This is a genomic window from Exiguobacterium sp. N4-1P (assembly GCF_002214325.1).
Genome location: NZ_CP022236.1, coordinates 1,387,158 through 1,412,405 on the forward strand (window position 1 = coordinate 1,387,158; position 25,248 = coordinate 1,412,405).

Genomic DNA, 25,248 nt, shown 5'->3' on the forward strand with positions numbered 1-25,248 from the left:
AATCGTCAGAGAACTCGGAATATCAAAATCACCTTTCGTGAACTGTAAAATCAGAATTATTCCGATGACGGCACCTGATAGTACATATAAAATATTTGTAAGATAAATGTAAATCGGACAGAAGAAAAACCTTTAAATCCGTTGAAAGATGAATAATTCGCTTGCTGATGTATACAACGTATCGTCTGCTCGTTCCGACATCGGTGTATAGGACCAATATGTCAAGACGCTAGAAACAAAAATTGATGTCAGAACGACAGCAATAATTTTTTGGCATGATGATTTTCCTTTCCTTTTAACGATTTCGAATCGAAAAATAATATTTTGTATTGCTGACGATTAAGATCAAGGTGATCACGAAAATACTGAATAACTGAGAGGTCGACGTCAACAAGGAATAAAAGAGCAGTAAGATGATTCCGACAATCAACATCATGTTAACAACAGAATGTGTTTTATAAAGTCCTTCGAGCATGATATGTTTCTCACCATCATCAGATGCCGCTAGGAGTTTCATTCCGTAATCCGTTTCACTGACGTCAGGAAGGTTCCGTTCCGGATACATCTGCTGAACAAGCGTTTGAAAATGGATTGAACCGACCAATCCGACAACAATCAAAGTGGTTCCAATCACAACTAGTGGGAGTTGTTGATCGAGTACTAAATTTACGCTGACTAGAGCAAGACTGATTGGGAGGGTTAAGTTTAAACTCAGCGTACCATCGCTGAACCAGCGATACATTTGTTGGTCTGCCACATCTTCAGCATCACCCGTCAGTGACTGGTTGAGAAGACGTTGAATTTGACGATAACGAATCAGCGAAAACAGAAGTAATCCTACCAGTATCACAAGCAGTAGACCGTTTACGATGAAACTGTAGTGTGAGAAGGCGAGTCCTTCAAGCGGACTATTCATAATCCAATACATTACGAAAAATCCAATGGTGCCACCAACAAGTATCCGTACGATCATTTGTAGAGTTTTTTTCACAGTAATTCCTCCTCGTCGAATTGAAAAATATTCTCGATTGTCGTCTCGAAAACTAGGGCAATTTTAGTAGCGATCAAGAGCGACGGCATGAATTCCTCCCGTTCAATCAAACTAACAGTCTGACGTGAGATGTTGGCGCGTTTTGCCAATTCTGTTTGATTCCATCCATGGCGTGCCCGTAGTTCCTTTAATCTTGATTTCATTTCCTTCACCTCACTTGAATTATAACCAATACTCGTCTTGATGACAATGATATTAGTCAAAAAGACAAAGGGATTAGTCGTTTTTTATTCCTTCTAGAGCAACTATATGCTTGGAAAAGCCATCATGCATGATTACTTAAAGCGTGATCTTTATCAAAATTAGGCGAGAATACGCCCACTTCTAAACGATCCGGGTGAAGCCCTAGTGAAAGTGGGAGATGAATCGCCACCCTCTCTTTCGGGTATATCCTTTGTAAGGATGTGAACATCATGTTGACACACAAGGCCTGCAAATTCAGAACATACCCGACAAAAGAGCAGGAAATCCTGATCGCGAAGACCGTCGGTTGTTCGCGCTTCGTCTTCAACCACTTCTTAGCGAAGCGTAGGTGGAGGTAGTTCAACAATCTATCAAGGATTGGATAAATATGAAGACGTAGGATATTAGAAAGACAGATCATTACAAAAATAAACCCTCACCTTCATGTAAGAAGTTGAGGGTTTCCTAGACCGTCATGAAGACATCTTCTAAAGACATAGCTTCGATGTTGACTTCGTAGACTTTAATACGCGCTGCCGTCAACTGTTCAATCAAGAGTGGAATACCTTCTTCCTCTTTCACTTCTACAACGGCAAAATCTTGTTCATGTTTGATGAACCGGATGTCGTTTATTTTGCAATGCTGTAAAATCGACGTGTCAAGTGACGGACTGGTCCGAAGGTGGACACGAATCGTCTCGTTCGCCACGCGTTTTAGTTGTGCGATTGTCCCGATTTTTGCAATCAAACCATTTGTCATGATGGCGACGGTATCACAAATCTTTTCGATTTCCGTTAAATTATGCGATGTCAGAAAAATTGTCTTGCCTTGGTCCTTTAACGAGACAATCAGCTGCTGAATTTCGATGGCGGATTCTGGATCAAGACCAGACGTCGGTTCATCGAGGAAAAGGAGTTCCGGGTTGCCGAGTAGAGCTTGGGCAATGCTGATTTTCTTTTTCATTCCGAATGAAAACGATTTAATTTTTTGTTTGGCAACATTCTGCAACCCGACTTGTTCAAGTAATTTTTTTAACTTGGTCGTATTTCTTCTATCACCTTTGAGTGCCGCCATGTACTTCAAAAAATCAAGTGCCTTCATGTGTTGGTAGAGGTTGGACGTATCCGGCATGACACCGATTTTCTGTTTAATCGCATCCATGTGGTGATGCGTTTCCCCTAAAATCGTAAACGAACCACGCGTCGGCTGGGTGATACCGGTCAAGATATGAATGAACGTCGACTTGCCGGCGCCATTTCGTCCTAAAAAACCAAAGATTTCCCCTTGCTTGACGCGGAGTTGAATTCCTTTCAAGACATCCTTTGTCGCATACTGCTTATGTAAGTCACGCACTTCAATTGCTACCATCGTTACAAATCCCTTCTGTTAAACATGAAATATGACGCTGCGAGAAACAGTAAACCAAGTAAAAACGGAACAACGAGATACCCGCCGGATGCGACGACATAATAATACGGTAAGAGATACTTGAAGGACAGCAAATACCAGGTGTTCGAAAAAGCGGCCCAAAACCCGAGGACGGGACAGAGAACACCCAATAGAATACCGACGAACATCGTCATGCCTGGCCGAGTAAGAACTGTCGACAACAAGACGTTTAAGCAAGTGATGAAGAACAGGACTGTGATGACAGTCAGGTAATCAAGAAAAAATGTGGACTTGGCATAGAGTGTTACAACAAAAAAACTGATGGAAATCGAACAAACCCAAAACAAAAATGATCCTAGAAACTTACCGGCGATGATGTTGAAACGGGACGTTTTGCTGACAAGCAGGCGAACCGTTTGATCATCGAGCTCACGATTCACGATGTCATGCGAGACAGCGAAGACGAACAGAAAACCTAAAAAGAAAATTGAAAACTTGATGCTTGATGTATAAGCCGAGTCATTGCCTCCATCTCCTAACAGTTCTGGATGGTTCGCGAGATAAGTGGCAGTCAAAAAGGAGGTTAACGTAAAAAATAGGACGATTGCGACGGACTTAAAACTTTTAAACGTCTGGAAAAATTCATTTCGAATGATTGGAATCATAGCTTGCTCCTTCTAAGTAAGAGTTAGTGGGTGCAGGATGTGATAAAAAATTAAAAATCAGCTCACCTTATTAGTCGTCCGTAATAAAACAGGAAGTTTGCACCAGTGTATTATCAGATAAGGCAACACCCTGATTTTAGATGGAATAAGTGTACCATAAGCATTATGTATTAGGGATAATTTACCTTTTATCGTTTTGTGATAACTCCTTGCTGTATTTGAAATGGAATATGTTATAGTAAGTAAGTTAAAAAATACCATCTGTCCATGGGGGGGGAGTAAGGAATGACTGTACGGAAAAATATCGTCTATAATGTCTTATTCAATGAGACGCGGGATCAGCTGTTGATGGTCAAAAACATCGGCCCGTCGTATTCGTACTACACGCTACCGGGCGGGACGGTCGAAGCAGGTGAAACCTTACCGGAAGCAGCGATTCGCGAAGCGAAGGAAGAGACCGGTTTTGACGTCGAAGTCGGAGACCTGTTACACGTCAGTGAAGCGTTTTTCCCGCAAGTCGACGAACACTGCCTGTTCTTCTTTTTCACATCGGAAATCGTCGGTGGTGTCATCGGCACCGTCTTCCCGGATGAAATCGAAGACATCACATGGGTTGCGATTCCGGACGCCGTCCGCTACATGCAGCTCGAGCCGGAGTATGAACACATCTTGACGAAACAACAAACGGTGCCGTATATCTTCAATGGGCAAATCACACATTAAGACGGGAGTGTAATCGATGCGAATCATCGAAACAACGGACGTCGACGTCCTGGCACGACTCAACCGGTACGTCCATGAGCCGCATGTGCGTCAGCAACCGCATCATTTTAAGCCGTACGACGTTGATGCCGTCCGTGCTTTTTTTACGAAAATCGCCGGGGAAGCGCTGTATCAGTTCCTGGTCCTCGAAGTGGAGGATGAAGCAATCGGTTACGCGTGGATTGAGTACGTCAGACGTGCTGAGAGTGCATTTAAGTTTGCTGACGCGAAAGTCCGTGTCCATCATCTCTGTATCATGGATACGAAACAGCAGAACGGCTACGGTCGCCTGTTGCTCGAAGACATTGAACGGCGGGCACGCGAGCAAGGAATACATAAGGTTGAACTCGATTACTGGATGAGCAACGACGGGGTCGATGTCTTTTACGAGCGAATCGGTTTTGAAAAAACGCGGCAAGTTGTCGCGAAGTCGCTCAACTAACGAAAGCAAGAACGATGTAGGTACGGATAATATAGAATTGAATTTCATTTTTGGACTGTTGCGTATTGCGGTGCTCGTCATGGCGATTCTGTCAATGGTGTACGCGCTGTATCTGTTACGCAAGATTACCATTAAATAAGAAACCCCTTGTTTCCGGTCTGAACTGAGCCCTAGAGTTTGGACAGTTTAATAAAAGCACCCTTAACGTATTAAGCTGCTATGAGATGGCTTCGGTATTGTACCGGAGTCATCTTTTGTAGTTTCCATTGTCTTCGTTCGCTATTGTAGGTACGTCTGTTCATGAATAATTCTCCCGTCTAAATTGAATAGATACAGTATATCGATATCTTTAAACACAAAAAACCCCGAATGGGGTCTTTTATCAAGTGTCCACCATTCAGGGTTCAGTTCAGTCAGGGAGACAAGGGGTTTTTCTGTTAAATAAGGGACTTGAGCGAGTAAGTCAACTGAAATCAGGGTATTTTTTTAAAGAGCGACGTGTCAGGAAAGCCTTAGAACTAGGAGGGATTGGATGTACTTTCTATTCATCGGCTATTACGATGCAGAAAAGATGAATCAGTCCTCGCAAGAAGAGCTCGATGCCGTCATGGAACGCTGCAATCCACCATTGGAACAGTTTTTTAAGCAGACGCGTGTCTTGCAGGAGTGGCACCCGGGAGCGGACACGAAACAAGCCAGATTGTCAGGTGGTCAGATTGAACGGCAGGATGGACCGGATACGCGTAAAGCGGAGCAAATCGGCAGCCTGATCCTTTTTGAAGCGGATGATTTGGAGCAGGCCGTCGACTTGGCGCTGCTCCATCCGACGACGCAACTTGCGGAAGCGGAACAGTACGGCTGGCGGATGGAAGTGCGGCCGCTGCTTGATGTCAAGGATGCTTAAGGTCAAATTAGCCACTTGCCGGGTTATATGTAAAAACAAAGCTCGACTTCCCGAAGCACAACGGGAACTCGAGCTTTGTTTTCGTATAGTGGATCATCCGTTTTAGTCATGACCAATCAAACCGAGCAATGTCTTGTGATGCGTCGCGTCACGCGTCAGAAGCGATAATTCACGTTTGACATCGAACCCTGTAATCGGCAATGTCCGGATTTCCGGGGGAAGCCCGTCCTGGAAAATCTCCGGTAAGATGGCAATCCCGAGCTTAGCACGGATGAAACCGAGCACGCTTGACCCGAACTCCATTTCGGAAGCAGCCGTATAAGTGGCACCGCGCTCCTGGAACGCCGCCTTTAAGATGTTCGTCGAGTCGCAGTCGGTCGGTAACGACAGAAACGAAGCAGCCTCAATCTGGTCGAACCGGACGTCGTCGCACCCCGTAAACCGTTCATCTTCACGGTGGAAATAGAGTAAAAACTGTTCCGTATAAAGATGCGTCGACGGATACGGATGGTCGATTTTCCGGTCGTCGAGCAGGACACCGTCGTAATGGTGTTGCTCGAGTCCTGCCATCAATTCGACATACGTATGGGCCGTCTTGATTTTGAGTTCCGGACCGTTTGCCGACGGATGGAGCGCCAAGTGTTGCGGCAAGTAGGACATCGCGACACTCGGCCATGACCCGAGTGTGAACGTAACCTGACCCTGCAATTGGTCGATTTGCCGTTGCATGTCGCTCAGTTGCGACAAAATCTGTAAGGCTTGAGCATAAACGATTTCGCCGGCTGGCGTCAAAGCGACCCCCGTCGCCGAGCGGTGAAAGACGTTTGTACCGAGATCGTGTTCTAAATTCTTAATCTGTTTACTGAGTGCCGGTTGTGTCAGATGTAACAGCTCACTCGCTTTCGTCAAACTTTTTGTTTCAGCCGTCATCTGAAATGCTTCCAACCATTCCGTTTTCATTGAAATCCCACGCTTTCTTCGTCGTTCACTGTGATTGACGATACAGCAGAACCGCTCGTGGCGACAATCAATTCGCTCAAATTTATATATTCCTCTTTTGGAATATTCCTTTTTGGGTATATAGAAGATATAGAAGAGGTGACAGCCATGACAGAACCGATGTTACAGATCATCGTCGCCTTAGCAGACGCAAACCGTCTTGCGATCGTCGACTTGTTGAAACGGGGACCGTTGACGGTCGGAGAGATTGCGGAGCGATTGAGTTTAAATCAACCGCAAGTCTCGAAGCACTTGCGGACGCTACATGATGCTGAGATCGTTCAGGTAAAACCGCTCGGTAATCGGCGGATCTATCATTTGCGTCCGGAAACTTTTTTTAAGCTGACGGCGTGGAGCCAATCATTCGAACAACAAGTCGAGGAACGGATGTTACGCCTTGAATCGTATCTTTTAGAGCTGCAGGAAAAACCAACTGAAGGAGTGACGGATGATGACTGAAAAGTTGAAAACGACGCTTGACGGATCAACCTTAATCATGGAGTGGACGTTTGATGCACCGCGTGACCTGGTCTTTTCTGCTTTCACAGAAAAAGATCACCTCGAGGCATGGTGGGGACCAGCCGGCTGGGAGACGGAAATCAAGCAGTTCGAGTTCGTCCCGAACGGCATTTGGCATTACTGCATGCGGTGTCAGGATCCGGCACAAGGAGACTTTTACGGGATGGAGTCATGGGGGAAAGCAATCTTCCGGAGTATCGACGCCCCGGTCCGTTATGCCCATGCCGATTATTTTTCCGACGAGGCAGGAACGATTTCTGAAACCTTACCAGGAAGCGAAAATGAGACGACATTCGAAGCGCTTGACGGAAAGACGCGGGTCATCTTCCGGTCTGATTTCGGGTCAGCGGAAGCCGTCCGTCAAGTTCTTGAGATGGGAATGAAAGAAGGGTTCACGTCACAATTAGAACGGCTTGACCACTGGTTAGCTGTCAACGTAAACACATGATAAGTCGAAGAAGGACGATCCTCGAGCGGGATGGTCCTTTTTTTACGGTCGTCACGCTTCGAAATCATGAGCTTCATAATACCGGACGGCTTCCCGCCAACTCGAAAACCGTTCAATCAATAATGTTAATGAAGGCGCATGGTGTTCGCGCGCCCACCGTGCATACGTCTGACTCGTCAAACGATCACCTAGTTCGTCCGCGGCTTGCCGTAATCCATTGAGACAGTCTTCGTTCGTAAAACAGCCGTTTGAGGACAAAGCAAACTGTTCCAACGCATTTTTCCACGTCCCGTAATGGCGGATGATCGTATTGCTGCTGACCATGCGACGCTCGGTCTCGCGTAAGTCGGAATAGCGTTTAATCGTCACGCGCGTTCCGTATGTTTCGACGTAATGAGCGATGCTTTGTTCCACCGTCCAGCGCTTTTTTGGTCCTGTTCCTGGTTTTGGTCGGTTCAATGTCGACAGTTCTGCCGGTGTCAGTTGTCCTTCCGTGATAACACCCGCTTCCTGCAATAAATTCGTCCAGGAGTCAAAACGCTGTTCGAGTTCTTCGAGTGGCGGGTAGGGAAGATAGGCAGCGAGCTTTTGATAATGTGCTGCTCTCATCGGCTCTGGGTGAATATGATGGAGTCCTTGAATCAAGCGGATAATTTTTTGATAGTCCGTCAAATCGGGTTGAAGTGCGTGAGTGGTCTTTCGCATAGCGGAGTCTCCCTTAAAGTGGTGAAAAACTTAAATCTAGTGTAGCAGTTCGTCACGGGTTCGTTAACTAACAAAACCGTAAGATAAGGAAATAATTAATCAACGACTACGATAAGCCGATCATCCATATGATTTTGTTCTAGAAAAGAAAAAAGTGTGTTGAAAGCGTTTAATATCTGGAAAATGAACCGATAGTAGGGAGGGAACGAATGACTGGGGGAATGGATGATGAAATGGTGGTCAGCGAACCGACAAGGAAACGACTTTGAGAAAGCGCGTGCGTCGGTCGCAAGCGAAGTCGAGCTCGAACTCGGGACAGATTTAGTGAAACAACTCCGATTGATTGATTTAACGGTCGAGGATTTACAAAACGTCCGGGTCATCCGTGATGACGTTAAAGACTGGATGCCACAGATGGTCGATGCCTTTTATGCAGAACTCGTCCGTGTGCCGGAACTCAAGCAACTGATTGAACGGCACTCGACACTTGAGCGGTTAAAAGGGACGCTTGCGACGCACATTTTACAAATGTTCGAAGGTAAAGTGACGACAGATTATATTGCGGTACGGCAACGGATTGCCATGCGTCATGTTCAGATCGGCCTACATAATAAGTGGTACATCGCCGCTTTTCAGAATGTATTAAACGTCTTTAGCGGACACGTCGAACGAAGTACTTGGCCGGAGCTCGAAAAGATGAAAATGTTGCGTTCTGTCGGGAAGTTATTCAATCTCGAACAACAAATCGTTTTGACGATGTATGAAGCGACTGTCGACGAGGAACGTCAAGGTGTGCTGGAGACGAAACAGCGTGTCGGTGCCGCCGTCCAAAAATCAACCGAGGAACTGGCGGCGATGAGTGAAGAATCATCTGCAAGTTTCCAGGAGATGGAGCGGCATGCGAACAACGTTTCGATGACGACGGAGAAAATCTCAAGTCAGTTGGCAGAAGCCGTCAAAGAGGCGGAAGATGGTGTCAAGTTGGTCGAAGCAGAGACACAACGCTTCGAAGCCGTCGTCACGGACATGAAGGCGACGACGGAACAGGTCGCCCAGCTCGCCTTCTTGTCGCAAGAAATCGAGCGGATCGCCGCGATGGTAACAGCAATTTCCGATCAGACGAATTTATTGAGTCTGAATGCTTCCATCGAAGCGGCACGCGCCGGCGAGATGGGGCGCGGTTTTACCGTCGTTGCCCAGGAAATCCGCAAGTTAGCGGAAGAAAGCAAACGGTCAGCCGCGGAAGCGTCCGATATCGCGCAGGAAATCACGTCGAAAATGATGACGGTCTCGAGTCAGATGGCGGGAACGGAACAGTCAGTCACGCAGACGACGAATGAAATGGCGCGTGTCGTCTCGGCCTTCACGATGATTTCGAATCAGACGATCCATGTCTCAAAACAACTCGTCGACTTGTCGAGCGATACCCAGGATGTCGCCGGCACAATCGAAGGAATGCGGACCGTCGCAGAATCAATTGCCGAGACGGCGGATGACCTGCAGGAAGTCGCAACGACGTTATGACGGAAGTTGCGAACTAAAAGGCGTAGCTCCCGCTTCGGAACTACGCCTTACGTCTATAAAAGAGTAGCAATCAGGTGACTTCGGTATCGTGCCGGAGTCGCTTTTTTAGTGCGCTTGCATAGGTGTTTCACCACGATGCGGTGCTCAGCGAATCGTTTTTAAGGCCGTCGCCCACGGGATGACCTGGTCAAGCATTTGGTTCACGGAAGTTTCCTGGACGGATGCCGCCTTTAACACAGCTCCATTTTCAAAATCCGTGAACAATGATAAAGCGGGGTGGACCCGGACATCGGCAACCATCAATTCACCTAAGATGCCGCGCAAATGTTCTGCCGCACGCGCACCGCCGACTGAGCCGTAGGAGACGATCCCTGCCGCTTTGTTATGCCACTCGACCCGGAGGTAATCAAGGGCATTTTTTAAGGAAGCGGAGATTGAGTGGTTGTACTCCTGGGTGATGAAGACAAACCCATCTTGCGCCGCAATTGCTTCAGACCAGGCGGCTGCTCCTGTTGCGTCGCCGTCCTTTTCACCAAGCAGCGGTAATTTGTACTCGGCGATGTCGATGATCGTATAGTTGGCGTCGCCGCGTTGGTCGGCCAGTTGTTTGACCCAGCTGCCTACCTGCGGACTTAAACGGCCTTCCCGTGTTGAGCCTAAGATGATGCCGATGTTTAATTTTGTCATGATCGTTTCCTCCTCTTGAAGTAGTGTTTCCTTCTTAAAGATATTCTTTTTCAATCGTCCGTGTGCTTCGGACGGTATCAATCGGACGGACCATTTGTTCAATCTGTAGCCGTTGGGATTCGAGGAATGGTGGCAAGGATAACTTTTCTCCGACCGTTTCGTACGGCTCATCGCCTAGGAAGCCGGGACCGTCTGTCGCCCATTCGAACAAGACACCGCGGGCGACCCGTGCATACAGGGATTCGAAGAAGAACCGGTCGACGTAGCCGGATGTGTTGAATTGTAACTGTTGCATCCGCTCGATCCATTCAGTTAAGGCAGCCGTGTCTTCGACGCGGAACGCGACGTGGTGGACGGTGCCGAACCCTTGACGTCCACTCGGCAGTAACAGGTTATGCTCGACGATGACCTGGGCGCCGTTTCCGCCTTGACCCATTTCAAACAAATGCAGGGAACCGGCTTGATCGATTTCCCGCATCAGCATCGCTTTTTCCAAGACGTCTTTTAACCGGTCGAATTCCGCGATCCGGATGTGAATCGGACCTAAACCGGTAATCGCGAATTCTAATGGAACGGGCCCGTTTTGCCACGGGGTTCCGGAGGCGATGCCTTCGTTCAACTCGTCTGAAATCAGCATGTACTGCTGGTCGTCGAAATCGACGAACGAGAGCGTCTGTTTCCCGAACTGTTCCTTGATGCCGCGATGCTTGACGTCATATTTATCAAACCGTTTAATCCAGTAGTCAAGCGCTGCATCCGTCGGGACGCGAAAAGCAGTTTTAAAGATTTCATTTGTACCGTGTGTTCCTTTTGGGATGCCGGGGAAATCAAAGAATGTCATATCCGTCCCGGCTGACCCTTTGTCGTCGGCAAAAAATAGATGATAGGTCTGAATGTCATCCTGGTTGACGGTCTTCTTGACGAGACGCATCCCTAAGACATTTGTGAAGAACGCATAGTTTTTCTCGGCACTGCTTGTGATCGCCGTGACGTGGTGGATTCCTTTTAATTCATTCATGAAAATCGCTCCTTTGATTATTATCTCGAATTCGAGATATCTATTAAAAAAATTAATGGTTTTGTGCCTGATAGCCGACTTTTTTAGCGGTGTTAATCAACGCTTCGATGTCAGACGGGTCAATTCCTTCGAACACCTGATTGATTGTTTTCTCATGTTCCGGAAAAATCGTGTCCATTAATTCTCGGCCTTCTGTGGTCAGTTCGGCAAATGTCACGCGCCGATCAGTCGGACACGCCTGCCGGACGACGTAATTCTTTTTTTCAAGCTTATTGATGACATAGGTGATGCTGCTGCTCGTAATCAAGACTTTTTTACCGATCAGTTGAATCGGTTGCCTTCCTTTATGGTACAGCAACTCGAGTACGGAAAAATCGGTCGGATTCAAGCCAGACTTGGCTACATCCTTTTTGATGACTTCATGAAGCGCATCGACGGCCCGAACCATGACGGTCAATGCTTTTAAGTTCGGATTCGGCTGTTCCATGTCGTTCACCTCCATTTATCTTTAATTCGAATATCTGTAATTCTAATATCTTTAATTCGAGATAAATATAACATCTATTGATTACGTCGTCAATTAGTTTGATTCTCTGCATGCTGACGATATAAAAAGAGGCATCCTGTAGCGTACAGGATGCCTTAAAACAATTTGAACTTGCTTTTCCGTGCCTGTCTTCTACCACGTCAGCTCGTTTAAGAAGGTAAGAATCTCTTCATTGATGTCGTTTCTGTCCTGACCTAACGTCATCAAGTGTTTTGATTGGGCAAACCCCTTAATTGATTTTTGATCTGACGCCACGCGGTTAAAAATCTCCTCGGCACTTTCTTTGTACAGGGGCGTGTCTAATTCTCCGTACAGGATGCGAATCGGCGAATCGATTTGCACCAAGTTGTCCCGTGTTTGGTTGACGAGCTGTTCAAAATCGACCAATGAATCAACGGGGAGATGCCGGAGCGCTTCCATTTCTGACTCGATTTGCTGCTCCTCTTTCCCTTCAATCTGTTTATAGCGTCGGGCATAATATAGCAGCCGTTTTTGCAAGGAACCGGCTTTCTTGTACATCGGCACAGACAGTGTTACAACACCGTTGACCTGCAATTCCTGTCCCAGTTTTAACGCAAGGACACCGCCAAGCGAAATACCGACGACGGCGATTTTTTCAAATCCTTTGTCCTGCAACAGTTGATAAGCGTCGAGTGCATCCTGCCACCAGTCGGCTGGTCCATAGGTCAGAAGGTCTTCTGCCGGCAGACTATGACCACTAAGTACCGGGGTGTAACACGAATACTGATTTTGCTGCAAATAACGTCCGAGCGGTTTCATGTCGTTCGGACTACTTGTAAACGAGTGTAAGAGGAGAACGGCGCGTTCACCTCCTTCATAATAGACGGGTTTGAGCGGTGATAGTTTGATGACCATAAGATGCCTCACTTTCTAGGTGTCGATTTGATTTTACGGTAATCCAATCATGATTGCGCAGTACCGGCGAGTGGCGTCTAACAATAGAAAAATCCAAACGGTTCACTTTTTCAAGTGTATCCCATTTGGGCTCTGCGCGGTTTTCATTATAAGGAAAATTTGTTCGTTTGATCTTCCAGGTGACGGGATGTTGTGTTCAAGGTCTCGACAAGCGTATGCAGGCCCGTAATCGTCGCAATCATTTGTTCAGAAGCGGCTGCGACTTCCTCATTGCTTGCGGTATGTCCCTCTGCGACCGTGGCGATTTCGTGCAAGGCACTGCGGATGGTTTGTTCCGACCGGGTGACTTGTGTCATCTGATCGGTCATTTGTGCCATCGACGAGGCGACGCTTGTGACATGTTCAGCGAGGTGACGGAACGAAGCATCCGTCTCTTTAATATCCGTTTGTCCGGACACCGTTTCCTGCAGCGTCAAGGCAAAGGTGCTTTCCATCTGCTGCGTATTTTCCTGGACGCTTTGGACGATTGCCGCGATTTCGTTAACACTGCTTGCGACATGGTTCGACAGTTTTTTGACTTCGGACGCGACGACAGCAAAGCCTTTTCCTTGTTCTCCGGCACGTGCTGCCTCAATCGCGGCGTTCAGTGCAAGCAGATTCGTCTGCGCGGCGATGTCGCGAATGATTGTGACGAGCGCTTGGACTTCCGTCGATTGTCGTTTCAGGTGCTGGATTTGGTCTGTTGAAGCGTAAACTTGTTGATGGATCGTTTCCATCCGACTGACCGACCGTTCCATTTGGGAACGTCCGGCGTCTGTCATGTCACGCATCTCAGCTACCGTCATCTGGACCTGTTCACCTTCCGTCGAAGTCGCCCCGATTAATCGCGAGAATGCATCCATTTCATCCGTCAATGATAACGTGACGTGGGTCTGACTTTCGGTCCCGGTCGCGATTTCGGTCATCGTCTGTGCGATTTGTGTTGAACCGTCGAGGACTTCCGTTGTACTGTCGTCGATCGATTGACTCGTCTCATGGACGAGAAGTGACGTCTGCGAGATGTCGGTGATCATCGTCCGTAACATGTCGTTCATCTGTTTAATCGAGTGGGCGAGCGAATAAATCTCATCATGCGATTTGATTTCGAGCTGGGTCAGTTGTGTATCCGCCTGCCGAAGTTGCCCGGCCGCGATGTTTTCCGAGACGGCTTGGAGCGTCTCGAGCGGTTTCAGCTTCCGTCCGAGCATATAGTACAAGGCAGCTAAGGTGAGTGCAAGTAAAATCAGTAATAAACCGATGAAGAGCGGTAGGTTTTGTTTGAGTAAAGTTGTCGACAGCGCATCGACGTCTTTTGCAGCGATATCGACACCTAATATGCCGATGATTGTGTTCGAGGCATCTTTCAGCGGTACATAGACGCTGACGTATTGTCCGTATTCCGGATCATCAATCACGTCCGTCGTATGGGTCTCACCGTTCAAAACGTGTTTCATGTCCTGCGCGACGGCACCTGTCGCCGGGTCATTAATGGCTGCGGCTTCTGCTTTCGGTAGACCGTCAATCAACAAATTGACTTTATTTTGGTCGATCGTTGCCGTATAGGCATACAGTAAACCGTTTTGCTGACGTAACGTATCGAGCGATTCACGAAGCGTTTCATAATTCTCGGAAGCGGTCGGATTGCTCAAAAATTCAGCGTAGGCAGCCGTGTCGAATGTTTTTGCGATGCGAAGAGCGTCTTGTTCCGCTGTTTTTTTAAGCGTCGAAACCGCTGTTTGGTTCGTGTTGTAATAAAGGGCGGCACTACTAAAGAGGAAAAAAATGATGAGGATGGAGCTGATGATCAGTAACAAACGTGTACGAATGGAATGGGTTCTTGCTTCAGTCATAGATGGACCTCCTGGTGGATTTCTAGTTGGTGATATATATACTATCGGTCTGAAAATTATTTTTTCGATGTTTTAAAATAAAAGTTCAATTTTTTTGAATGGAGAAGTTGTGACGGTTTAAAATGCAGGACGGTCAGGTTTGACAAATCAAAAACAAAGGAATTATAAAAAAGTACGTGAATGCTAGACAATAAGGGAGTTGAGACTTATGACAAAAGCTTTATTTTTAAATTGTTCATTAAAATCGTCAGATGAATTATCGAATACGGAAGCCTTAATCAACGAAGTGATTGCTTATTATCAAGACTTTGACATCGAGTCGGAAATCGTTCGCGTCGTCGATTATAACGTCGCCTATGGCGTGACGACTGACGAGGGAGACGGGGACGAGTGGCCGGTAATTTTTGAAAAGGTAAAGGCTGCTGACATCGTCGTCATCGGGACACCACTTTGGCTCGGTGAGAAGAGCAGCATCGCGACGCAAGTCATTGAACGGTTGTATGGCGGCAGCGGGTTAACAAATGAGAAAGGGCAATACATGTATTACAACAAAGTCGGGGGAGTCATCGTCACGGGGAACGAGGACGGGGCGAAGCATGCATCGGCGTCGATCCTTTACGGATTATCACATATCGGCTTTACGATTCCGCCGAACGTCGATACGTACTGGGTTGGCGAAGCGGGACCGGGTCCGTCCTTCATTGAAGCAAATGGAAAAAACAACGCGTTCACGCAAGGGCATGCGAAAGTCATGGCCTACAACTTGATGCATTTCGCGAAGCTGCTGCAAGCTCACCCGATCCCGGCTGAAGGCAACGTCGTTGAATAATCTACTTTCATATTGAAAAACTAAACGATTAAAAGGAGCGGTTGATTGTGATCGAAAAAGTGACAGCAGTCTCAAAAGGGATGCACACGGAAGGTCAGGCAGGGATTCATACGATCCGGATTGATGAACCGGAAAGCATGGGTGGTGGAGATCAAGGCGCGAATCCTCTTGCGACGCTACTCGTCGCCCTCGTCGGTTGTGAAAATGCGGTCGCGAACTTCGTCGCAAAAGAGATTGAGTTTGATTTACAAGGAATCGACTTTGAAGTCGAAGGTTCGATTGACCCGCGCGGCATGATGGGTGACCCGTCTGTCCGGACACAATTCAAGCGGGTCACGGTCCATGCGAAGGTCACGACATCGGAAACGGAAGAACGGGTCCAGGAATTGCAAAAAATCGTCGATGCCCGTTGTCCGATTTCGACGACACTCGTCGCAGCGGACGTCACACTTGTCGCGAATTGGACGAAAGCGTAAAAAACACCTCCGAAATCTAGACCTGTACAAGGCTAAGATTCGGGGGTATTCTTATGACATCTAAGATAAGAGGGGGATAAACAATTGAACTTAACAGTCTTACCAGAAGAATTATCGGTCGTTCGCTATGCGGTTGAAGCCACACTACCAGAATGGATCTTTCAGAGTGGATCATTTTGGAACATCATGAAAACACGTGATGAGCTATCGGTCGTCTGCGAGACATCCAGTATTCCGACAGACGAGACATACTTAAAAATCGAGTCCGGATTTCGGGCAATCAAGGTCGAAGGTCCACTTGATTTTGCATTGACGGGTATTTTATCCAAGCTGATTCGTCCACTTGCAGCACATGAAATCAGTATCTTTGCTTTATCCACATATGATACGGACTATATTCTCGTAAAAGATGTCACGCTCGAGCGAACGGTTGAACTGTTCCGGGCAGATGGCCATCAGATTGTTTGAACTTGTGCTTAAACCTAAAAAACGGTCATTTCTCGAAAAAAGATTCGGGCAATGACCGTTTTTAGTTGGCGTAATTAGTAGGCCGTACTTAAAAAATTAAAATTGGTTGAGAAGCTCACTTGCACGATTGGCATCAATCGCGAAGTAGAGCTCTTTTTTGAGCACTTCCTCTTTTTTTAACTGATTCAGAATGAGGCTCGTTGTCTCTCTTGTGGAACCGATCATTTGTGCGATGTCAGTGTGGGTAAGTTTCAAATCGATTGATTGCCACTGTTTGTGTCGCGTGCCCGATTTTTCACTCAGCTTCAGCAACAAATAAACGATTCGGTATTTCACATCATTTAGCGCGAGGTGCTCACTGAAGGAGTAGACATCCTTTAGTCGATTTGACAAGACTTGAATCAATTTCATCGCAATTTTTGGATTACTTTCGATGAATGTTTCGAACTGATCAGTTGGCATGATACAAAGGCACGTATCTGTCATGGCTTCTGCATATATGTCGTCGTCCGTCAACGATAGTGTTGCCGTTTCTCCGAACGTGTTGCCACCAACTAAAACATCAACTGTGAATTGCTTGCCTTGTTTATTCATCCGATACAAACGAACTTGTCCTTCTTTTAGAAAAAATAGTGCGTCTTGCCGTTGATGCGGCGAGAGGATAACGTCGCCCCGTTTCAACTGGACCATTTCACTTGCGTCATTAATAAGTTGCAATTCGTTCGTCGGAAGTTCTTCAAACAAGCTGATTTGCGACAAAAGCTTAAGTTTATCCATGTTATTACTCCTTTTGGTCATCTCTTCATCAAGATGAGGATTGTCTTTTCACTATAACTGGTTTTCATAGATTTTCTAAACAGATAGTTTCGAATCAGCAGCAAACATGAACAGGTAATCGCCGAAAGTGTAAGCTGGCTTACACGCGTAAGCATTCGTCTTGGAGAGAGAAAAGACTGCGTGGTACGGTATGCGTGTGGTAAAGAAACCAACAAAAAAGTGTATGAGGAGAGATTACAAATGGTTGAAAAAATTACAGCAGTATCAAAAGGTATGTATACAGAAGGCGTTTCACACGGTCATAAAGTCATCATCGATGAGCCGGCGAAAATGGGCGGAACAGATGAAGGTGCAAATCCACTTGCAACACTGCTTGTTGCTTTGACAGGTTGCGAAAATGCGATTGCTAACTTCGTCGCAAAAGAAATCAACTTCGATCTGCAAGGAATTGAATTTGAAGTGGAAGGCACGCTGGATCCACGCGGTATGATGGGGGATGCATCAGTTCGTCCCTATTTCGAACGCATCACAGTCAATGCAAAAGTCTTAACAAGTGAATCCGAAGAACGTGTACAAGAATTGCAACACATTGTGGATTCACGTTGCCCAGTCTACACGACTATGGTCGCTGCAAATGTTGAAATGGTGCCAAACTGGACAAAAGCGTAAACGAATAAATGAACTATTCTTAACTGCAGCATCAATATAATATGTAATCTGTCACACGCAACGCGTTCACTTCCGAGTCGTCGGGAAATGGATGCGTTGCGTTTTTTTTAGAACATATCTTCAAGCGACTGGTAAGGTTCCGTTATTGACTTAATAGAGTCTAATGTCTGGTGTAAATGGCGTTGCAGGGCATCGGTAACAAGATCAACCTGACGGGATTCAATCGCTGTGATGATCTCGAGATGCTCCTTAAGGCTCTTGTTATTTCTTTTACTTTTATAATCAATGACATTGTACATCATTAAATAGACGTCGATTTGATCAATGATCCGACTTAAAAATTCAATGACATACCGGTTCTGACTTTTTTCGGCGAGTAGCATATGAAATTTTTTGTTGATGCTCGTATATTCGGTTAAATCTTCATGAGTGTAGGCGTCCAGTTCTTTTTCGATGAGTTGCTTTAAATAGTCAAGATCCTTCTGTTCGACATTCGCGAGACCAAATTTTACGGCGACACCTTCTAATTCAATCCGGAGTTCAAACGCCTGAATGATGTCATTTACGGTCGGTTGAATCACATAAGCTCCGCGATTCGGTTTCAAGACGATGTATCCATCAAGTTCGAGTTTCTTAAAAGCGTTCCGGACGGGCGTCCTGCTTGTCTCAAGTTTCTCGGCGATGACGGATTCAGTAAGTTGCATACCGGGAGCAAATTCCCGATTGAGGATAGCTCGTTTAATTTTTTCAATAATAATCGTTTCGATGGGTTTTACAGTTTTCATGAAAACGTTCCTCCGTCCATTGAATTGTCTCTTATTTTATTTTAGCATTTTTCCCGGTCGATTCTTTCTGAAAAATCGAATGGTTTTTATAACTGAAAAAAGCAATAGACAAAACAGGTTTTATGTAGTAGAACTAAATTGTACTACAATTTAGTTCTACTACAAAGGAGAGCAAAAAAATGCAAAAAAAACATGTACTGCAATTACATGCCGGGCTTTTGATGGTGGCCTTTAATATTCACTTTATCCTAGTACCAAATTCGGTCGCGGCCGGCGGGGTTTCAGGGCTTTCCGTTATCATCCACGAATTTCTGCCGAACTTGTCGTTAGGTGTGCTCATGATAGGATTGAACGTTTTTATTTTTTGTATCGGTTTTGCTTTCTTAGGGTTTACTTTCGGTTTTAAAACAGTCTATGCAAGTCTGGTATTATCTTTGTTTGTGTATATGCTCGATTTGTATGCACCAATCCGTCAACCGGTAGGAAATGATTTATTCATCCAGCTAGTATTTGGTTTTTCGATTAATGCATACGGGATGGCATTGATTTTTAGTCATAATGCTTCGACCGGCGGAACAGATATTTTAGCGATGATATTGAATAAATGGAGTGGTGTACGAATTGGAGTAGCTGTACTTTTATTTGATTTAAGCATTGCGCTTGTGTCCAGTATGCTATTTGGAATTGAGAAGGGAATGTATGCTGTATTTGGTGTATTTCTCAATGGGGTCCTAATCGATACTTTGCTACAGAAATTAAAGCAGCATAGTGAAGTTGTCATCATCAGTCATCAATTTGAACATATCCAGTCCTTTATTCTACAGGAATTAAAGGCACCGGCAACGGTTCATGTCGTTAATACGAATTCTTCGAAGGCGAAGCAACATGTAATCACGGTGCATTTGATGTCACCGGACGTCACGAAATTAAAGCGTTTTGTGTTGGCAACGGACTCCACTGCCTATTTAACGATTACGCAGACCAAGGAAATATACGGAAGTCATGAAGAGAAGGCATTCCAGCGTGCGTGAACGTTCATTAAAAGGAATTCGCTGAAACCGGTTAAAGGGTCTGTCCTTGAAGTGACTGTTGTTTTGACTCGAGCTTTTGTATACTGTTTAATTGGTAGACAATTAAACGGTTAAACGTTGCGGCAGGAGTGGGGTATATGTTGACTTTTAAGGAACGGATTCAAAAGTATGAATATCACCTGAACGATACAGACGATCAGATTATTTCATATATCAACGATCATTTTACGAACGTAACACGCATGTCGATTCAGGCGATTGCGGAAGAATCTTTTACAGTCCCGAATACAATCGTCCGGTTAGCTAAAAAATTAGGCTATGACGGTTTTTCGCACATGAAAAATGCAATCAAGCATGAACTTGAAGCAAATGAAGAAGATGTGCCGGGTGACGTATTAAAAAAGACGAAAGAACTCATCGATGAAGTACATGTCGAGCAAGTTCATCATTTACTCGAACAAGCCCGTCGCGTACTCGTATACGGTATTGGAGACTCTGTCACCTATTGCGAATACTTGGTGCAAGGGTATCGAGTCGTTAATAAAAAATGTGAGTTTTATCTTCACCGTCATACGACAATCACGGAACTAGAAGCGATGACACCGAAGGACTTACTTCTTTTGATATCCGTTTCTGGCGAGAGTGAAGCCGTCATTGAACTGGCAGGGCGGGCAAAAGAGAAAAACATTCCGATTGTCAGTATCACCCACTTTACGCATAACAGCCTCGTGAACTATGCCGATTACCGCCTCTATTTTTATTCGCCCCCTGAACGCTTATTACATCACAACATTACAAACCCGACTCCGATTTTTTACTTGTTGCGTCATCTGTTAGAACAGTATTGGAAAAATCACAAGTGATGTGTATTTATACACATGAAAACCCTTACAAAAGAAAAGGATGTGAAAGAAGAAGAAGAATCAAGCTTCTTCTTTTTTTGTTGATACACTACAGGTAATTCATTAAAAGTAAAAATGAAAGGGGTTACAAACATGTTGTTGCAAGCGAATACATCAACCTCACTTTTACATGTTCAACAGACATTTGATTCAAAAGATCAAGCGATTCGCTTTTTAATTCACGAACTCGCCGAAGCCGGTAAAATTTCATCGGAAGAAGCATTTTATGAAGCAGTCATCGCTCGGGAGGGACTGTCACCGACAGGATTTGAAGGGGGGCTTGCGATTCCCCATGGTAAGTCAGATAGTGTCAGAGAAGCATCATTTGCGATTGCGACGTTGACAAAACCGATAACGGACTGGGAAAGCATTGATCCGGCAAACAAGGTGGAGCTGGTCATCCTGCTGGCGATTCCTTCAGCGGAAGCGGGATCAACCCATTTGACACTATTGGCTGAATTTGTAACCCGTCTTTCAAACGAAGACTACAAAAACCGCCTCCTTCAATCGCGTTCAGCAGAAGACTTACTGGCAGCCTTAGACGCCTCTGTCGATGAAAAGACGGACTCAACAGCAGAAGTTCCTTCGTCTGGAAAGTTAGTACTGGCAGTTACAGCATGTCCGGCAGGGATTGCGCATACGTACATGGCAGCCGAAGCATTGATTAAGGCCGGTCGCGAACTTGGCATCGAAGTGAAGGTTGAAAAACAAGGCGCAAACGGAATCGAAGACCGACATGCAGCCAAAGATTTACAGCAGGCAGATGCCGTCATCTTTGCAGTTGACGTCGCGGTAAAGGACGAAGCACGTTTTAAAGGCATTCCGTCTATAAAAACATCAGTCGCTGCCCCGCTTCGTAGTGCAAAGGATCTCCTGGAAAAAGCTTTGACGAAAAGTGAAAATGTGAAGTCTGATGCTGACCGGATGGCGGATGAAGCGGATGAGGAGCCGACGAATTGGAAAAGCGAAGTGAAAGCGTCATTGCTGACAGGTATCTCGCATATCATTCCGGTTATCGTTGCCGGAGGGATGACGCTTGCCGTCGCCGTCTTCATCTCCCAACTGTTTGATTTACAGGCGCTCTATGCGGAAGAAGGTTCGTGGTTATGGTTACTGCGTCAATTAGGGGGAGCCCTGCTCGGTCAGTTAATGATTCCGATTTTAGCTGCATACATGGCGTATTCGATTGCTGATAAGCCTGCTCTAGGACCTGGATTTGCTGCCGGAGTCGCAGCCAACTTAATCGGTAGTGGCTTCTTAGGTGGAATGCTCGGAGGCTTACTTGCCGGATATTTCCTCAAATTCTTAAAGCAAAAAGTTAAACCGAAGGGTACATTTGCCGGGTTTATCAGTTTTTGGTTTTATCCGGTCGTCGGAACACTTGTCGTCGGGTCAATCATGTTATTTGTCGTCGGTCGTCCGTTAGCGTATTTAAATACAGGACTGATTTCTTGGCTGGATGGATTAGAGGGGGCTAATGCTTTATTACTCGGGGCAATCATTGGTGCGATGGTTTCGTTTGATCTCGGTGGACCAATCAATAAAGCGGCGTATACATTTTGTATCGGAGCGATGGCGAGCGGAAATTTAATCCCGTATGCCACATTTGCTTCAGTCAAGATGGTATCAGCGTTTGCCGTAACCGGTGCAACCCGCCTAGGCAAAGAGGCGTTCACTAAAGAAGAACGGGAAATTGGAAAACAAACCTGGTTACTCGGTTTAGCAGGGATTACGGAAGGGGCGATTCCTTTCATGATTAATGATCCCCTCCGTGTCATTCCCTCATTAGTCGCAGGATCCGCCGTGACGGGAGCGATTGTGGCCTATTTCGGAATCGGTCTGAACGTACCGGGAGCAGGTATCTTTTCGTTGGCATTACTTCAGGGACAACCCCTCGTACTTGCGGCATCAGTATGGCTTGGTGCGGCATTGGTTGGAGCGTTCATTTCGATGGTCCTTCTCCTTCTCACTCGAAAACATAAAAATAAAAAGCATCAGGATGCACTGAAAAATGTTGCTTAAAGGGAGCTGGAAACAATGAAAAATGTTCATGTCGTACCACATATGCACTGGGATCGGGAATGGTACTTCTCGACCGAAGAATCACGCATCTTATTAGTCAATAATTTAGAAGAAATCATGGAAAGGCTTGAAACGGATGAAAATTATCCATATTACGTTTTAGATGGACAAACATCAATCCTCGAAGATTATCTTGCGGTAAAGCCGGAGAACCGGTCACGGATAAAACAGCTAGTTCAATCAGGAAAATTGATTATTGGACCTTGGTATACCCAAACAGACGAAATGATTGTAGGCGGGGAGTCGATTGTCAGAAACTTATTGTACGGCATTAAAGATTCAGGTGAATTTGGTCCCCATATGAAGATTGGTTATTTACCGGATTCGTTCGGGCAGTCGGCACAAATGCCGATGATTTTGAACGGATTCGATATCGAACGCTCGATTTTCTGGCGAGGAACGTCGGAACGGCATGGAACGAACAAAACTGAATTCAACTGGAATTCAGCGGACGGTTCCAATGTACTCGTCCAGCTGATGCCGCTCGGCTATGCAATCGGTAAATATTTACCGACTGAAGAAACGGCACTAAGAAAGCGAATGGATAAATATTTGCCTGTCCTCGATAAGGGTGCGACCGGAGATCATCTGCTGTTACCGAATGGTCATGATCAAATGCCGCTCCAGCAAAACATTACGGAAGTCATCGAACAACTACATCGTCTGTATCCGGAACGCGAGTTTTTCTTGAGTCGATACGAAGATTTATTTGATCAACTGGAGCAACAACTTAATCTGCCGACCATTTCAGGAGAGTTTTTAGATGGGAAATATATGCGTGTTCACCGTAGCATCTATTCGACACGGATGGACATCAAAGCGATGAATACTCAAATCGAAAACAAGCTGACGAATACATTAGAACCGTTAATGAGCCTTGCCTATTCACTTGGGATTGAATACCATCACGGGCTAGTCGAATTGATTTGGAAAGAAATCATGAAAAATCATGCCCATGATAGCATCGGATGTTGCTGCTCCGATAAAGTCCATCAAGAAATTTACAACCGTTTTTTCATTGCAAACGAAAAAACCGATCAATTGATTTCATTCTATAAAAGAAAGATTGTCGATTCGATTGCGACGGAGCGAACGGAAGACCGGTTAACCTTCTTTAATTTGAATGCGAGTCAGGAAACGACCACAACGACGACGGAAATCATCAGTAAATTTGAAAATATCCGTCTGGAAACGGAAGCAGGGCAGCCTGTTCCTTATCAGTTGATGAAAAAAGCAGTCATCGATCCGGGGCTGATTGACCGCCAAATCGTCCACTATGGAAACTATGATCCGTTTTATCGTTACACAATTGAACTTGATATCACACTTCCGGCCTTGAGTTATGAAACACTTTTCGTTGTTGAAGAGAGTGCGACTCCGGACGCGTTGCCGCAGGCGGAAACAGGTATAACGGAATGTGACACAGCGCTGTATCACGTAGTAATTCAGTCGAACGGTACACTTGATGTGACAGATAAACAGTCGAATCGGACGTACCGCGATCTCTTCCTGCTTGAGGACAGTGGGGACGATGGAGATGAATATGATTATTCGCCCCTGCTTCATGATGTGAGTATTACGACAGAAACGGATCGCCCGACAATCGAAGTCACACAAACAAATTATCGGGTAATGATCCGAATTGATCACCGCTTCGCTGTACCGGCAGATTTAGAAGAGCGGAAGCAAGGCAAACGGACGAAAGAGATGACGGTCGCGCTTGAAATCGTCTTAAAGCATGACGATCCTGTTATTGCCTTTAATGTGACGATTACGAACAACGCGAAGGACCACCGTTTACGTTTGTTGATTCCGGCAGAAGTAAACACCCGGCAAACATTTTCAGATAATCAGTTTGGTGTAATACACCGCCCCTTCGTCGATGATGCGCTCCGTGTGTGGGAAGAGGAACAATGGAATGAACGACCAGACGGTATCTTCCCGATGTTATCGTATGTTGGGCTAAAGGATGATGAGACAGAGAACGGACTCGGTTTAATCACGAACAGCTCACGGGAATATGAGGTCATTGCAGGAGCTCGACCAACGCTTGCAGTTACGCTGTTCCGTAGCGTAGGTGTACTCGGAAAAGAAGAGCTCGTACGCCGCCCGGGTCGTCCGTCAGGAATCAAATTAGCGACACCGGATTCGCAGATGATCGGAACATACAGCTTTGATTTCGGTCTCGTTTCACTCCGCAAAGAAGAAGAACTGGCCGTTTGCGCTAAGCGTCACTTATCACCGACTGTTGCTTACAATAAAATCCCGCACGATGCGATGCGTTTAAATCCGACCGGACTCCATTTGCCGGTATCGTATTCGTTATTCGAACTCGAATCGACGGGGATTATCATGAGTACGTTGAAAAAAGCAGAGCAAGGGGAAGGACTCATTCTTCGTGTCTTCAATCCGACGACGACCAGCCGATCTGTTCGATTTAAATCAAACCAAACGGGAACGTTCCATGAAGTCAATTTAAACGAAGCACATCCAGTTGAAATCACGTCAGCGGTACAAGACAAATCTTATGAGGTCGCACCGAACCAGGTAAAAACAATTCTTATTAAAAGATAATTAACCGTCAGACCATGGTCGGATTTGAAGGTCTGTAAAACGACAGG

Annotated in this window: 28 protein-coding genes and 1 pseudogene; 15 read left to right on the forward strand and 14 right to left on the reverse strand. The window is 45.9% G+C overall.

Features of this window, described 5'->3' with window-relative positions:
• Window positions 1–295 precede the first annotated feature (295 nt).
• A complete protein-coding gene (locus A0126_RS07240) occupies window positions 296–991 on the reverse strand; it encodes a DUF3169 family protein (RefSeq protein ID WP_088837058.1) in 696 nt (231 codons plus the stop codon).
• Window positions 988–1,194, reverse strand: coding sequence for a helix-turn-helix transcriptional regulator (locus A0126_RS07245; RefSeq protein ID WP_088838481.1), 207 nt, complete (start codon window positions 1,192–1,194; stop codon window positions 988–990). The genes A0126_RS07240 and A0126_RS07245 overlap by 4 nt, the downstream gene beginning before the upstream one ends.
• A gap of 270 nt (window positions 1,195–1,464) precedes the next feature.
• On the opposite strand from A0126_RS07245, the pseudogene A0126_RS07250 reads away from it, so the two are divergent.
• Window positions 1,465–1,578: pseudogene (locus A0126_RS07250) on the forward strand (helix-turn-helix domain-containing protein); the annotation flags it as partial.
• 121 nt (window positions 1,579–1,699) lie between these two features.
• Here the strand turns inward: A0126_RS07250 and A0126_RS07255 are convergent.
• Window positions 1,700–2,602: an ABC transporter ATP-binding protein gene (locus A0126_RS07255; protein ID WP_088837059.1), complete on the reverse strand. Its 903-nt coding sequence runs from the start codon at window positions 2,600–2,602 to the stop codon at window positions 1,700–1,702.
• 2 nt (window positions 2,603–2,604) lie between these two features.
• Window positions 2,605–3,288, reverse strand: coding sequence for an ABC transporter permease subunit (locus A0126_RS07260; RefSeq protein WP_088837060.1), 684 nt, complete (start codon window positions 3,286–3,288; stop codon window positions 2,605–2,607).
• A gap of 285 nt (window positions 3,289–3,573) precedes the next feature.
• Here A0126_RS07260 and A0126_RS07265 point away from each other — a divergent pair, with 285 nt between their 5' ends.
• Together A0126_RS07265 and A0126_RS07270 are read left to right on the forward strand one after the other, a co-directional pair.
• Entirely contained in the window at window positions 3,574–4,011 is a 438-nt protein-coding gene (locus A0126_RS07265; RefSeq protein WP_088837061.1) for an NUDIX domain-containing protein, read from the forward strand.
• A 16-nt stretch (window positions 4,012–4,027) separates the two neighbouring features.
• On the forward strand, window positions 4,028–4,492 hold the full coding sequence (locus A0126_RS07270) for a GNAT family N-acetyltransferase (protein WP_088837062.1): 465 nt from the start codon (window positions 4,028–4,030) through the stop codon (window positions 4,490–4,492).
• Between the two features lie 209 nt (window positions 4,493–4,701).
• Here the strand turns inward: A0126_RS07270 and A0126_RS19840 are convergent, their stop codons facing one another.
• Entirely contained in the window at window positions 4,702–4,794 is a 93-nt protein-coding gene (locus A0126_RS19840) for an IS3 family transposase (protein ID WP_157898462.1), read from the reverse strand.
• A 230-nt stretch (window positions 4,795–5,024) separates the two neighbouring features.
• On the opposite strand from A0126_RS19840, the gene A0126_RS07275 reads away from it, so the two are divergent.
• Complete coding sequence (locus tag A0126_RS07275; protein ID WP_088837063.1) at window positions 5,025–5,396, forward strand: YciI family protein; 372 nt, start codon at window positions 5,025–5,027, stop codon at window positions 5,394–5,396.
• A gap of 102 nt (window positions 5,397–5,498) precedes the next feature.
• On the opposite strand, the gene A0126_RS07280 is transcribed toward A0126_RS07275, so the two are convergent.
• On the reverse strand, window positions 5,499–6,356 hold the full coding sequence (locus A0126_RS07280) for a LysR family transcriptional regulator (RefSeq protein WP_088837064.1): 858 nt from the start codon (window positions 6,354–6,356) through the stop codon (window positions 5,499–5,501).
• A gap of 147 nt (window positions 6,357–6,503) precedes the next feature.
• Between A0126_RS07280 and A0126_RS07285 the strand changes: the two genes are divergently transcribed.
• Entirely contained in the window at window positions 6,504–6,854 is a 351-nt protein-coding gene (locus tag A0126_RS07285; RefSeq protein WP_088837065.1) for an ArsR/SmtB family transcription factor, read from the forward strand.
• Window positions 6,847–7,362: an SRPBCC family protein gene (locus A0126_RS07290; protein ID WP_239456887.1), complete on the forward strand. Its 516-nt coding sequence runs from the start codon at window positions 6,847–6,849 to the stop codon at window positions 7,360–7,362. Before A0126_RS07285 ends, A0126_RS07290 begins: the two co-directional genes overlap by 8 nt.
• 51 nt (window positions 7,363–7,413) lie before the next feature.
• Here the strand turns inward: A0126_RS07290 and A0126_RS07295 are convergent, their stop codons facing one another.
• Window positions 7,414–8,067 carry a homing endonuclease associated repeat-containing protein gene (locus A0126_RS07295; RefSeq protein ID WP_088837067.1) on the reverse strand — a complete coding sequence of 218 codons (654 nt, stop codon included), beginning with the start codon at window positions 8,065–8,067 and terminating at the stop codon, window positions 7,414–7,416.
• A 228-nt stretch (window positions 8,068–8,295) separates the two neighbouring features.
• Between A0126_RS07295 and A0126_RS07300 the strand changes: the two genes are divergently transcribed.
• On the forward strand, window positions 8,296–9,591 hold the full coding sequence (locus A0126_RS07300; protein ID WP_088837068.1) for a globin-coupled sensor protein: 1,296 nt from the start codon (window positions 8,296–8,298) through the stop codon (window positions 9,589–9,591).
• A gap of 144 nt (window positions 9,592–9,735) precedes the next feature.
• On the opposite strand, the gene A0126_RS07305 is transcribed toward A0126_RS07300, so the two are convergent.
• The 5 genes from A0126_RS07305 to A0126_RS07325 all read right to left on the reverse strand — a co-directional run bounded on the left by A0126_RS07305 (window position 9,736) and on the right by A0126_RS07325 (window position 14,608).
• Entirely contained in the window at window positions 9,736–10,278 is a 543-nt protein-coding gene (locus A0126_RS07305) for an NADPH-dependent FMN reductase (RefSeq protein ID WP_088837069.1), read from the reverse strand.
• A 34-nt stretch (window positions 10,279–10,312) separates the two neighbouring features.
• Window positions 10,313–11,296 (reverse strand): ring-cleaving dioxygenase, encoded by a 984-nt coding sequence (locus A0126_RS07310; protein ID WP_088837070.1) that lies wholly within the window; start codon window positions 11,294–11,296, stop codon window positions 10,313–10,315.
• 52 nt (window positions 11,297–11,348) lie between these two features.
• Complete coding sequence (locus tag A0126_RS07315) at window positions 11,349–11,783, reverse strand: MarR family winged helix-turn-helix transcriptional regulator (RefSeq protein ID WP_088837071.1); 435 nt, start codon at window positions 11,781–11,783, stop codon at window positions 11,349–11,351.
• A gap of 192 nt (window positions 11,784–11,975) precedes the next feature.
• Window positions 11,976–12,719, reverse strand: coding sequence for an alpha/beta hydrolase (locus A0126_RS07320; protein ID WP_239456888.1), 744 nt, complete (start codon window positions 12,717–12,719; stop codon window positions 11,976–11,978).
• Between the two features lie 146 nt (window positions 12,720–12,865).
• A complete protein-coding gene (locus tag A0126_RS07325) occupies window positions 12,866–14,608 on the reverse strand; it encodes a methyl-accepting chemotaxis protein (RefSeq protein ID WP_088837072.1) in 1,743 nt (580 codons plus the stop codon).
• Window positions 14,609–14,816: 208 nt separating this feature from the next.
• Here A0126_RS07325 and A0126_RS07330 point away from each other — a divergent pair, with 208 nt between their 5' ends.
• The 3 genes from A0126_RS07330 to A0126_RS07340 all read left to right on the forward strand — a co-directional run bounded on the left by A0126_RS07330 (window position 14,817) and on the right by A0126_RS07340 (window position 16,381).
• Window positions 14,817–15,437 carry a flavodoxin family protein gene (locus A0126_RS07330; RefSeq protein WP_088837073.1) on the forward strand — a complete coding sequence of 207 codons (621 nt, stop codon included), beginning with the start codon at window positions 14,817–14,819 and terminating at the stop codon, window positions 15,435–15,437.
• A gap of 80 nt (window positions 15,438–15,517) precedes the next feature.
• Complete coding sequence (locus tag A0126_RS07335; protein WP_088838483.1) at window positions 15,518–15,913, forward strand: OsmC family protein; 396 nt, start codon at window positions 15,518–15,520, stop codon at window positions 15,911–15,913.
• Window positions 15,914–15,997: 84 nt separating this feature from the next.
• Window positions 15,998–16,381, forward strand: coding sequence for an ACT domain-containing protein (locus tag A0126_RS07340; protein ID WP_157898478.1), 384 nt, complete (start codon window positions 15,998–16,000; stop codon window positions 16,379–16,381).
• A 96-nt stretch (window positions 16,382–16,477) separates the two neighbouring features.
• Here A0126_RS07340 and A0126_RS07345 read toward each other — a convergent pair whose 3' ends face one another.
• On the reverse strand, window positions 16,478–17,158 hold the full coding sequence (locus A0126_RS07345) for a Crp/Fnr family transcriptional regulator (RefSeq protein ID WP_088837074.1): 681 nt from the start codon (window positions 17,156–17,158) through the stop codon (window positions 16,478–16,480).
• A 240-nt stretch (window positions 17,159–17,398) separates the two neighbouring features.
• Between A0126_RS07345 and A0126_RS07350 the strand changes: the two genes are divergently transcribed.
• Complete coding sequence (locus A0126_RS07350) at window positions 17,399–17,827, forward strand: OsmC family protein (RefSeq protein WP_088837075.1); 429 nt, start codon at window positions 17,399–17,401, stop codon at window positions 17,825–17,827.
• 107 nt (window positions 17,828–17,934) lie between these two features.
• Here the strand turns inward: A0126_RS07350 and A0126_RS07355 are convergent, their stop codons facing one another.
• Entirely contained in the window at window positions 17,935–18,612 is a 678-nt protein-coding gene (locus tag A0126_RS07355) for a GntR family transcriptional regulator (RefSeq protein ID WP_088837076.1), read from the reverse strand.
• A gap of 179 nt (window positions 18,613–18,791) precedes the next feature.
• Between A0126_RS07355 and A0126_RS07360 the strand changes: the two genes are divergently transcribed.
• The 4 genes from A0126_RS07360 (at window position 18,792) to mngB (ending at window position 25,201) form a co-directional block, all read left to right on the forward strand.
• On the forward strand, window positions 18,792–19,643 hold the full coding sequence (locus tag A0126_RS07360) for a YitT family protein (protein WP_088837077.1): 852 nt from the start codon (window positions 18,792–18,794) through the stop codon (window positions 19,641–19,643).
• A gap of 137 nt (window positions 19,644–19,780) precedes the next feature.
• On the forward strand, window positions 19,781–20,506 hold the full coding sequence (locus A0126_RS07365) for a MurR/RpiR family transcriptional regulator (RefSeq protein WP_088837078.1): 726 nt from the start codon (window positions 19,781–19,783) through the stop codon (window positions 20,504–20,506).
• A gap of 132 nt (window positions 20,507–20,638) precedes the next feature.
• Complete coding sequence (mngA, locus tag A0126_RS07370) at window positions 20,639–22,567, forward strand: PTS 2-O-a-mannosyl-D-glycerate transporter subunit IIABC (RefSeq protein WP_088837079.1); 1,929 nt, start codon at window positions 20,639–20,641, stop codon at window positions 22,565–22,567.
• A gap of 15 nt (window positions 22,568–22,582) precedes the next feature.
• Complete coding sequence (mngB, locus tag A0126_RS07375) at window positions 22,583–25,201, forward strand: mannosylglycerate hydrolase (RefSeq protein WP_088837080.1); 2,619 nt, start codon at window positions 22,583–22,585, stop codon at window positions 25,199–25,201.
• Window positions 25,202–25,248 lie beyond the last annotated feature (47 nt).

Excerpts from the sequence above, each read along its gene's own strand:
- A0126_RS07255 (WP_088837059.1), bottom strand. The coding sequence starts at position 2,602 with ATGGTAGCAATTGAAGTGCGTGACTTACATAAGCAGTATGCGACAAAG.
- A0126_RS07335 (WP_088838483.1), top strand. The coding sequence starts at position 15,518 with ATGCACACGGAAGGTCAGGCAGGGATTCATACGATCCGGATTGATGAA.
- A0126_RS07275 (WP_088837063.1), top strand. The coding sequence starts at position 5,025 with ATGTACTTTCTATTCATCGGCTATTACGATGCAGAAAAGATGAATCAG.
- mngB (WP_088837080.1), top strand. The coding sequence starts at position 22,583 with ATGAAAAATGTTCATGTCGTACCACATATGCACTGGGATCGGGAATGG.
- A0126_RS07345 (WP_088837074.1), bottom strand. The coding sequence starts at position 17,158 with ATGGATAAACTTAAGCTTTTGTCGCAAATCAGCTTGTTTGAAGAACTT.
- A0126_RS07330 (WP_088837073.1), top strand. The coding sequence starts at position 14,817 with ATGACAAAAGCTTTATTTTTAAATTGTTCATTAAAATCGTCAGATGAA.
- A0126_RS07245 (WP_088838481.1), bottom strand. The coding sequence starts at position 1,194 with ATGAAATCAAGATTAAAGGAACTACGGGCACGCCATGGATGGAATCAA.
- A0126_RS07365 (WP_088837078.1), top strand. The coding sequence starts at position 19,781 with ATGTTGACTTTTAAGGAACGGATTCAAAAGTATGAATATCACCTGAAC.
- A0126_RS07300 (WP_088837068.1), top strand. The coding sequence starts at position 8,296 with ATGAAATGGTGGTCAGCGAACCGACAAGGAAACGACTTTGAGAAAGCG.
- A0126_RS07260 (WP_088837060.1), bottom strand. The coding sequence starts at position 3,288 with ATGATTCCAATCATTCGAAATGAATTTTTCCAGACGTTTAAAAGTTTT.
- mngA (WP_088837079.1), top strand. The coding sequence starts at position 20,639 with ATGTTGTTGCAAGCGAATACATCAACCTCACTTTTACATGTTCAACAG.
- A0126_RS07315 (WP_088837071.1), bottom strand. The coding sequence starts at position 11,783 with ATGGAACAGCCGAATCCGAACTTAAAAGCATTGACCGTCATGGTTCGG.
- A0126_RS07360 (WP_088837077.1), top strand. The coding sequence starts at position 18,792 with ATGCAAAAAAAACATGTACTGCAATTACATGCCGGGCTTTTGATGGTG.
- A0126_RS07280 (WP_088837064.1), bottom strand. The coding sequence starts at position 6,356 with ATGAAAACGGAATGGTTGGAAGCATTTCAGATGACGGCTGAAACAAAA.
- A0126_RS07310 (WP_088837070.1), bottom strand. The coding sequence starts at position 11,296 with ATGAATGAATTAAAAGGAATCCACCACGTCACGGCGATCACAAGCAGT.
- A0126_RS07290 (WP_239456887.1), top strand. The coding sequence starts at position 6,847 with ATGACTGAAAAGTTGAAAACGACGCTTGACGGATCAACCTTAATCATG.
- A0126_RS07295 (WP_088837067.1), bottom strand. The coding sequence starts at position 8,067 with ATGCGAAAGACCACTCACGCACTTCAACCCGATTTGACGGACTATCAA.
- A0126_RS07270 (WP_088837062.1), top strand. The coding sequence starts at position 4,028 with ATGCGAATCATCGAAACAACGGACGTCGACGTCCTGGCACGACTCAAC.
- A0126_RS07355 (WP_088837076.1), bottom strand. The coding sequence starts at position 18,612 with ATGAAAACTGTAAAACCCATCGAAACGATTATTATTGAAAAAATTAAA.
- A0126_RS07285 (WP_088837065.1), top strand. The coding sequence starts at position 6,504 with ATGACAGAACCGATGTTACAGATCATCGTCGCCTTAGCAGACGCAAAC.
- A0126_RS07325 (WP_088837072.1), bottom strand. The coding sequence starts at position 14,608 with ATGACTGAAGCAAGAACCCATTCCATTCGTACACGTTTGTTACTGATC.
- A0126_RS19840 (WP_157898462.1), bottom strand. The coding sequence starts at position 4,794 with ATGAACAGACGTACCTACAATAGCGAACGAAGACAATGGAAACTACAA.
- A0126_RS07305 (WP_088837069.1), bottom strand. The coding sequence starts at position 10,278 with ATGACAAAATTAAACATCGGCATCATCTTAGGCTCAACACGGGAAGGC.
- A0126_RS07350 (WP_088837075.1), top strand. The coding sequence starts at position 17,399 with ATGGTTGAAAAAATTACAGCAGTATCAAAAGGTATGTATACAGAAGGC.
- A0126_RS07265 (WP_088837061.1), top strand. The coding sequence starts at position 3,574 with ATGACTGTACGGAAAAATATCGTCTATAATGTCTTATTCAATGAGACG.
- A0126_RS07320 (WP_239456888.1), bottom strand. The coding sequence starts at position 12,719 with ATGGTCATCAAACTATCACCGCTCAAACCCGTCTATTATGAAGGAGGT.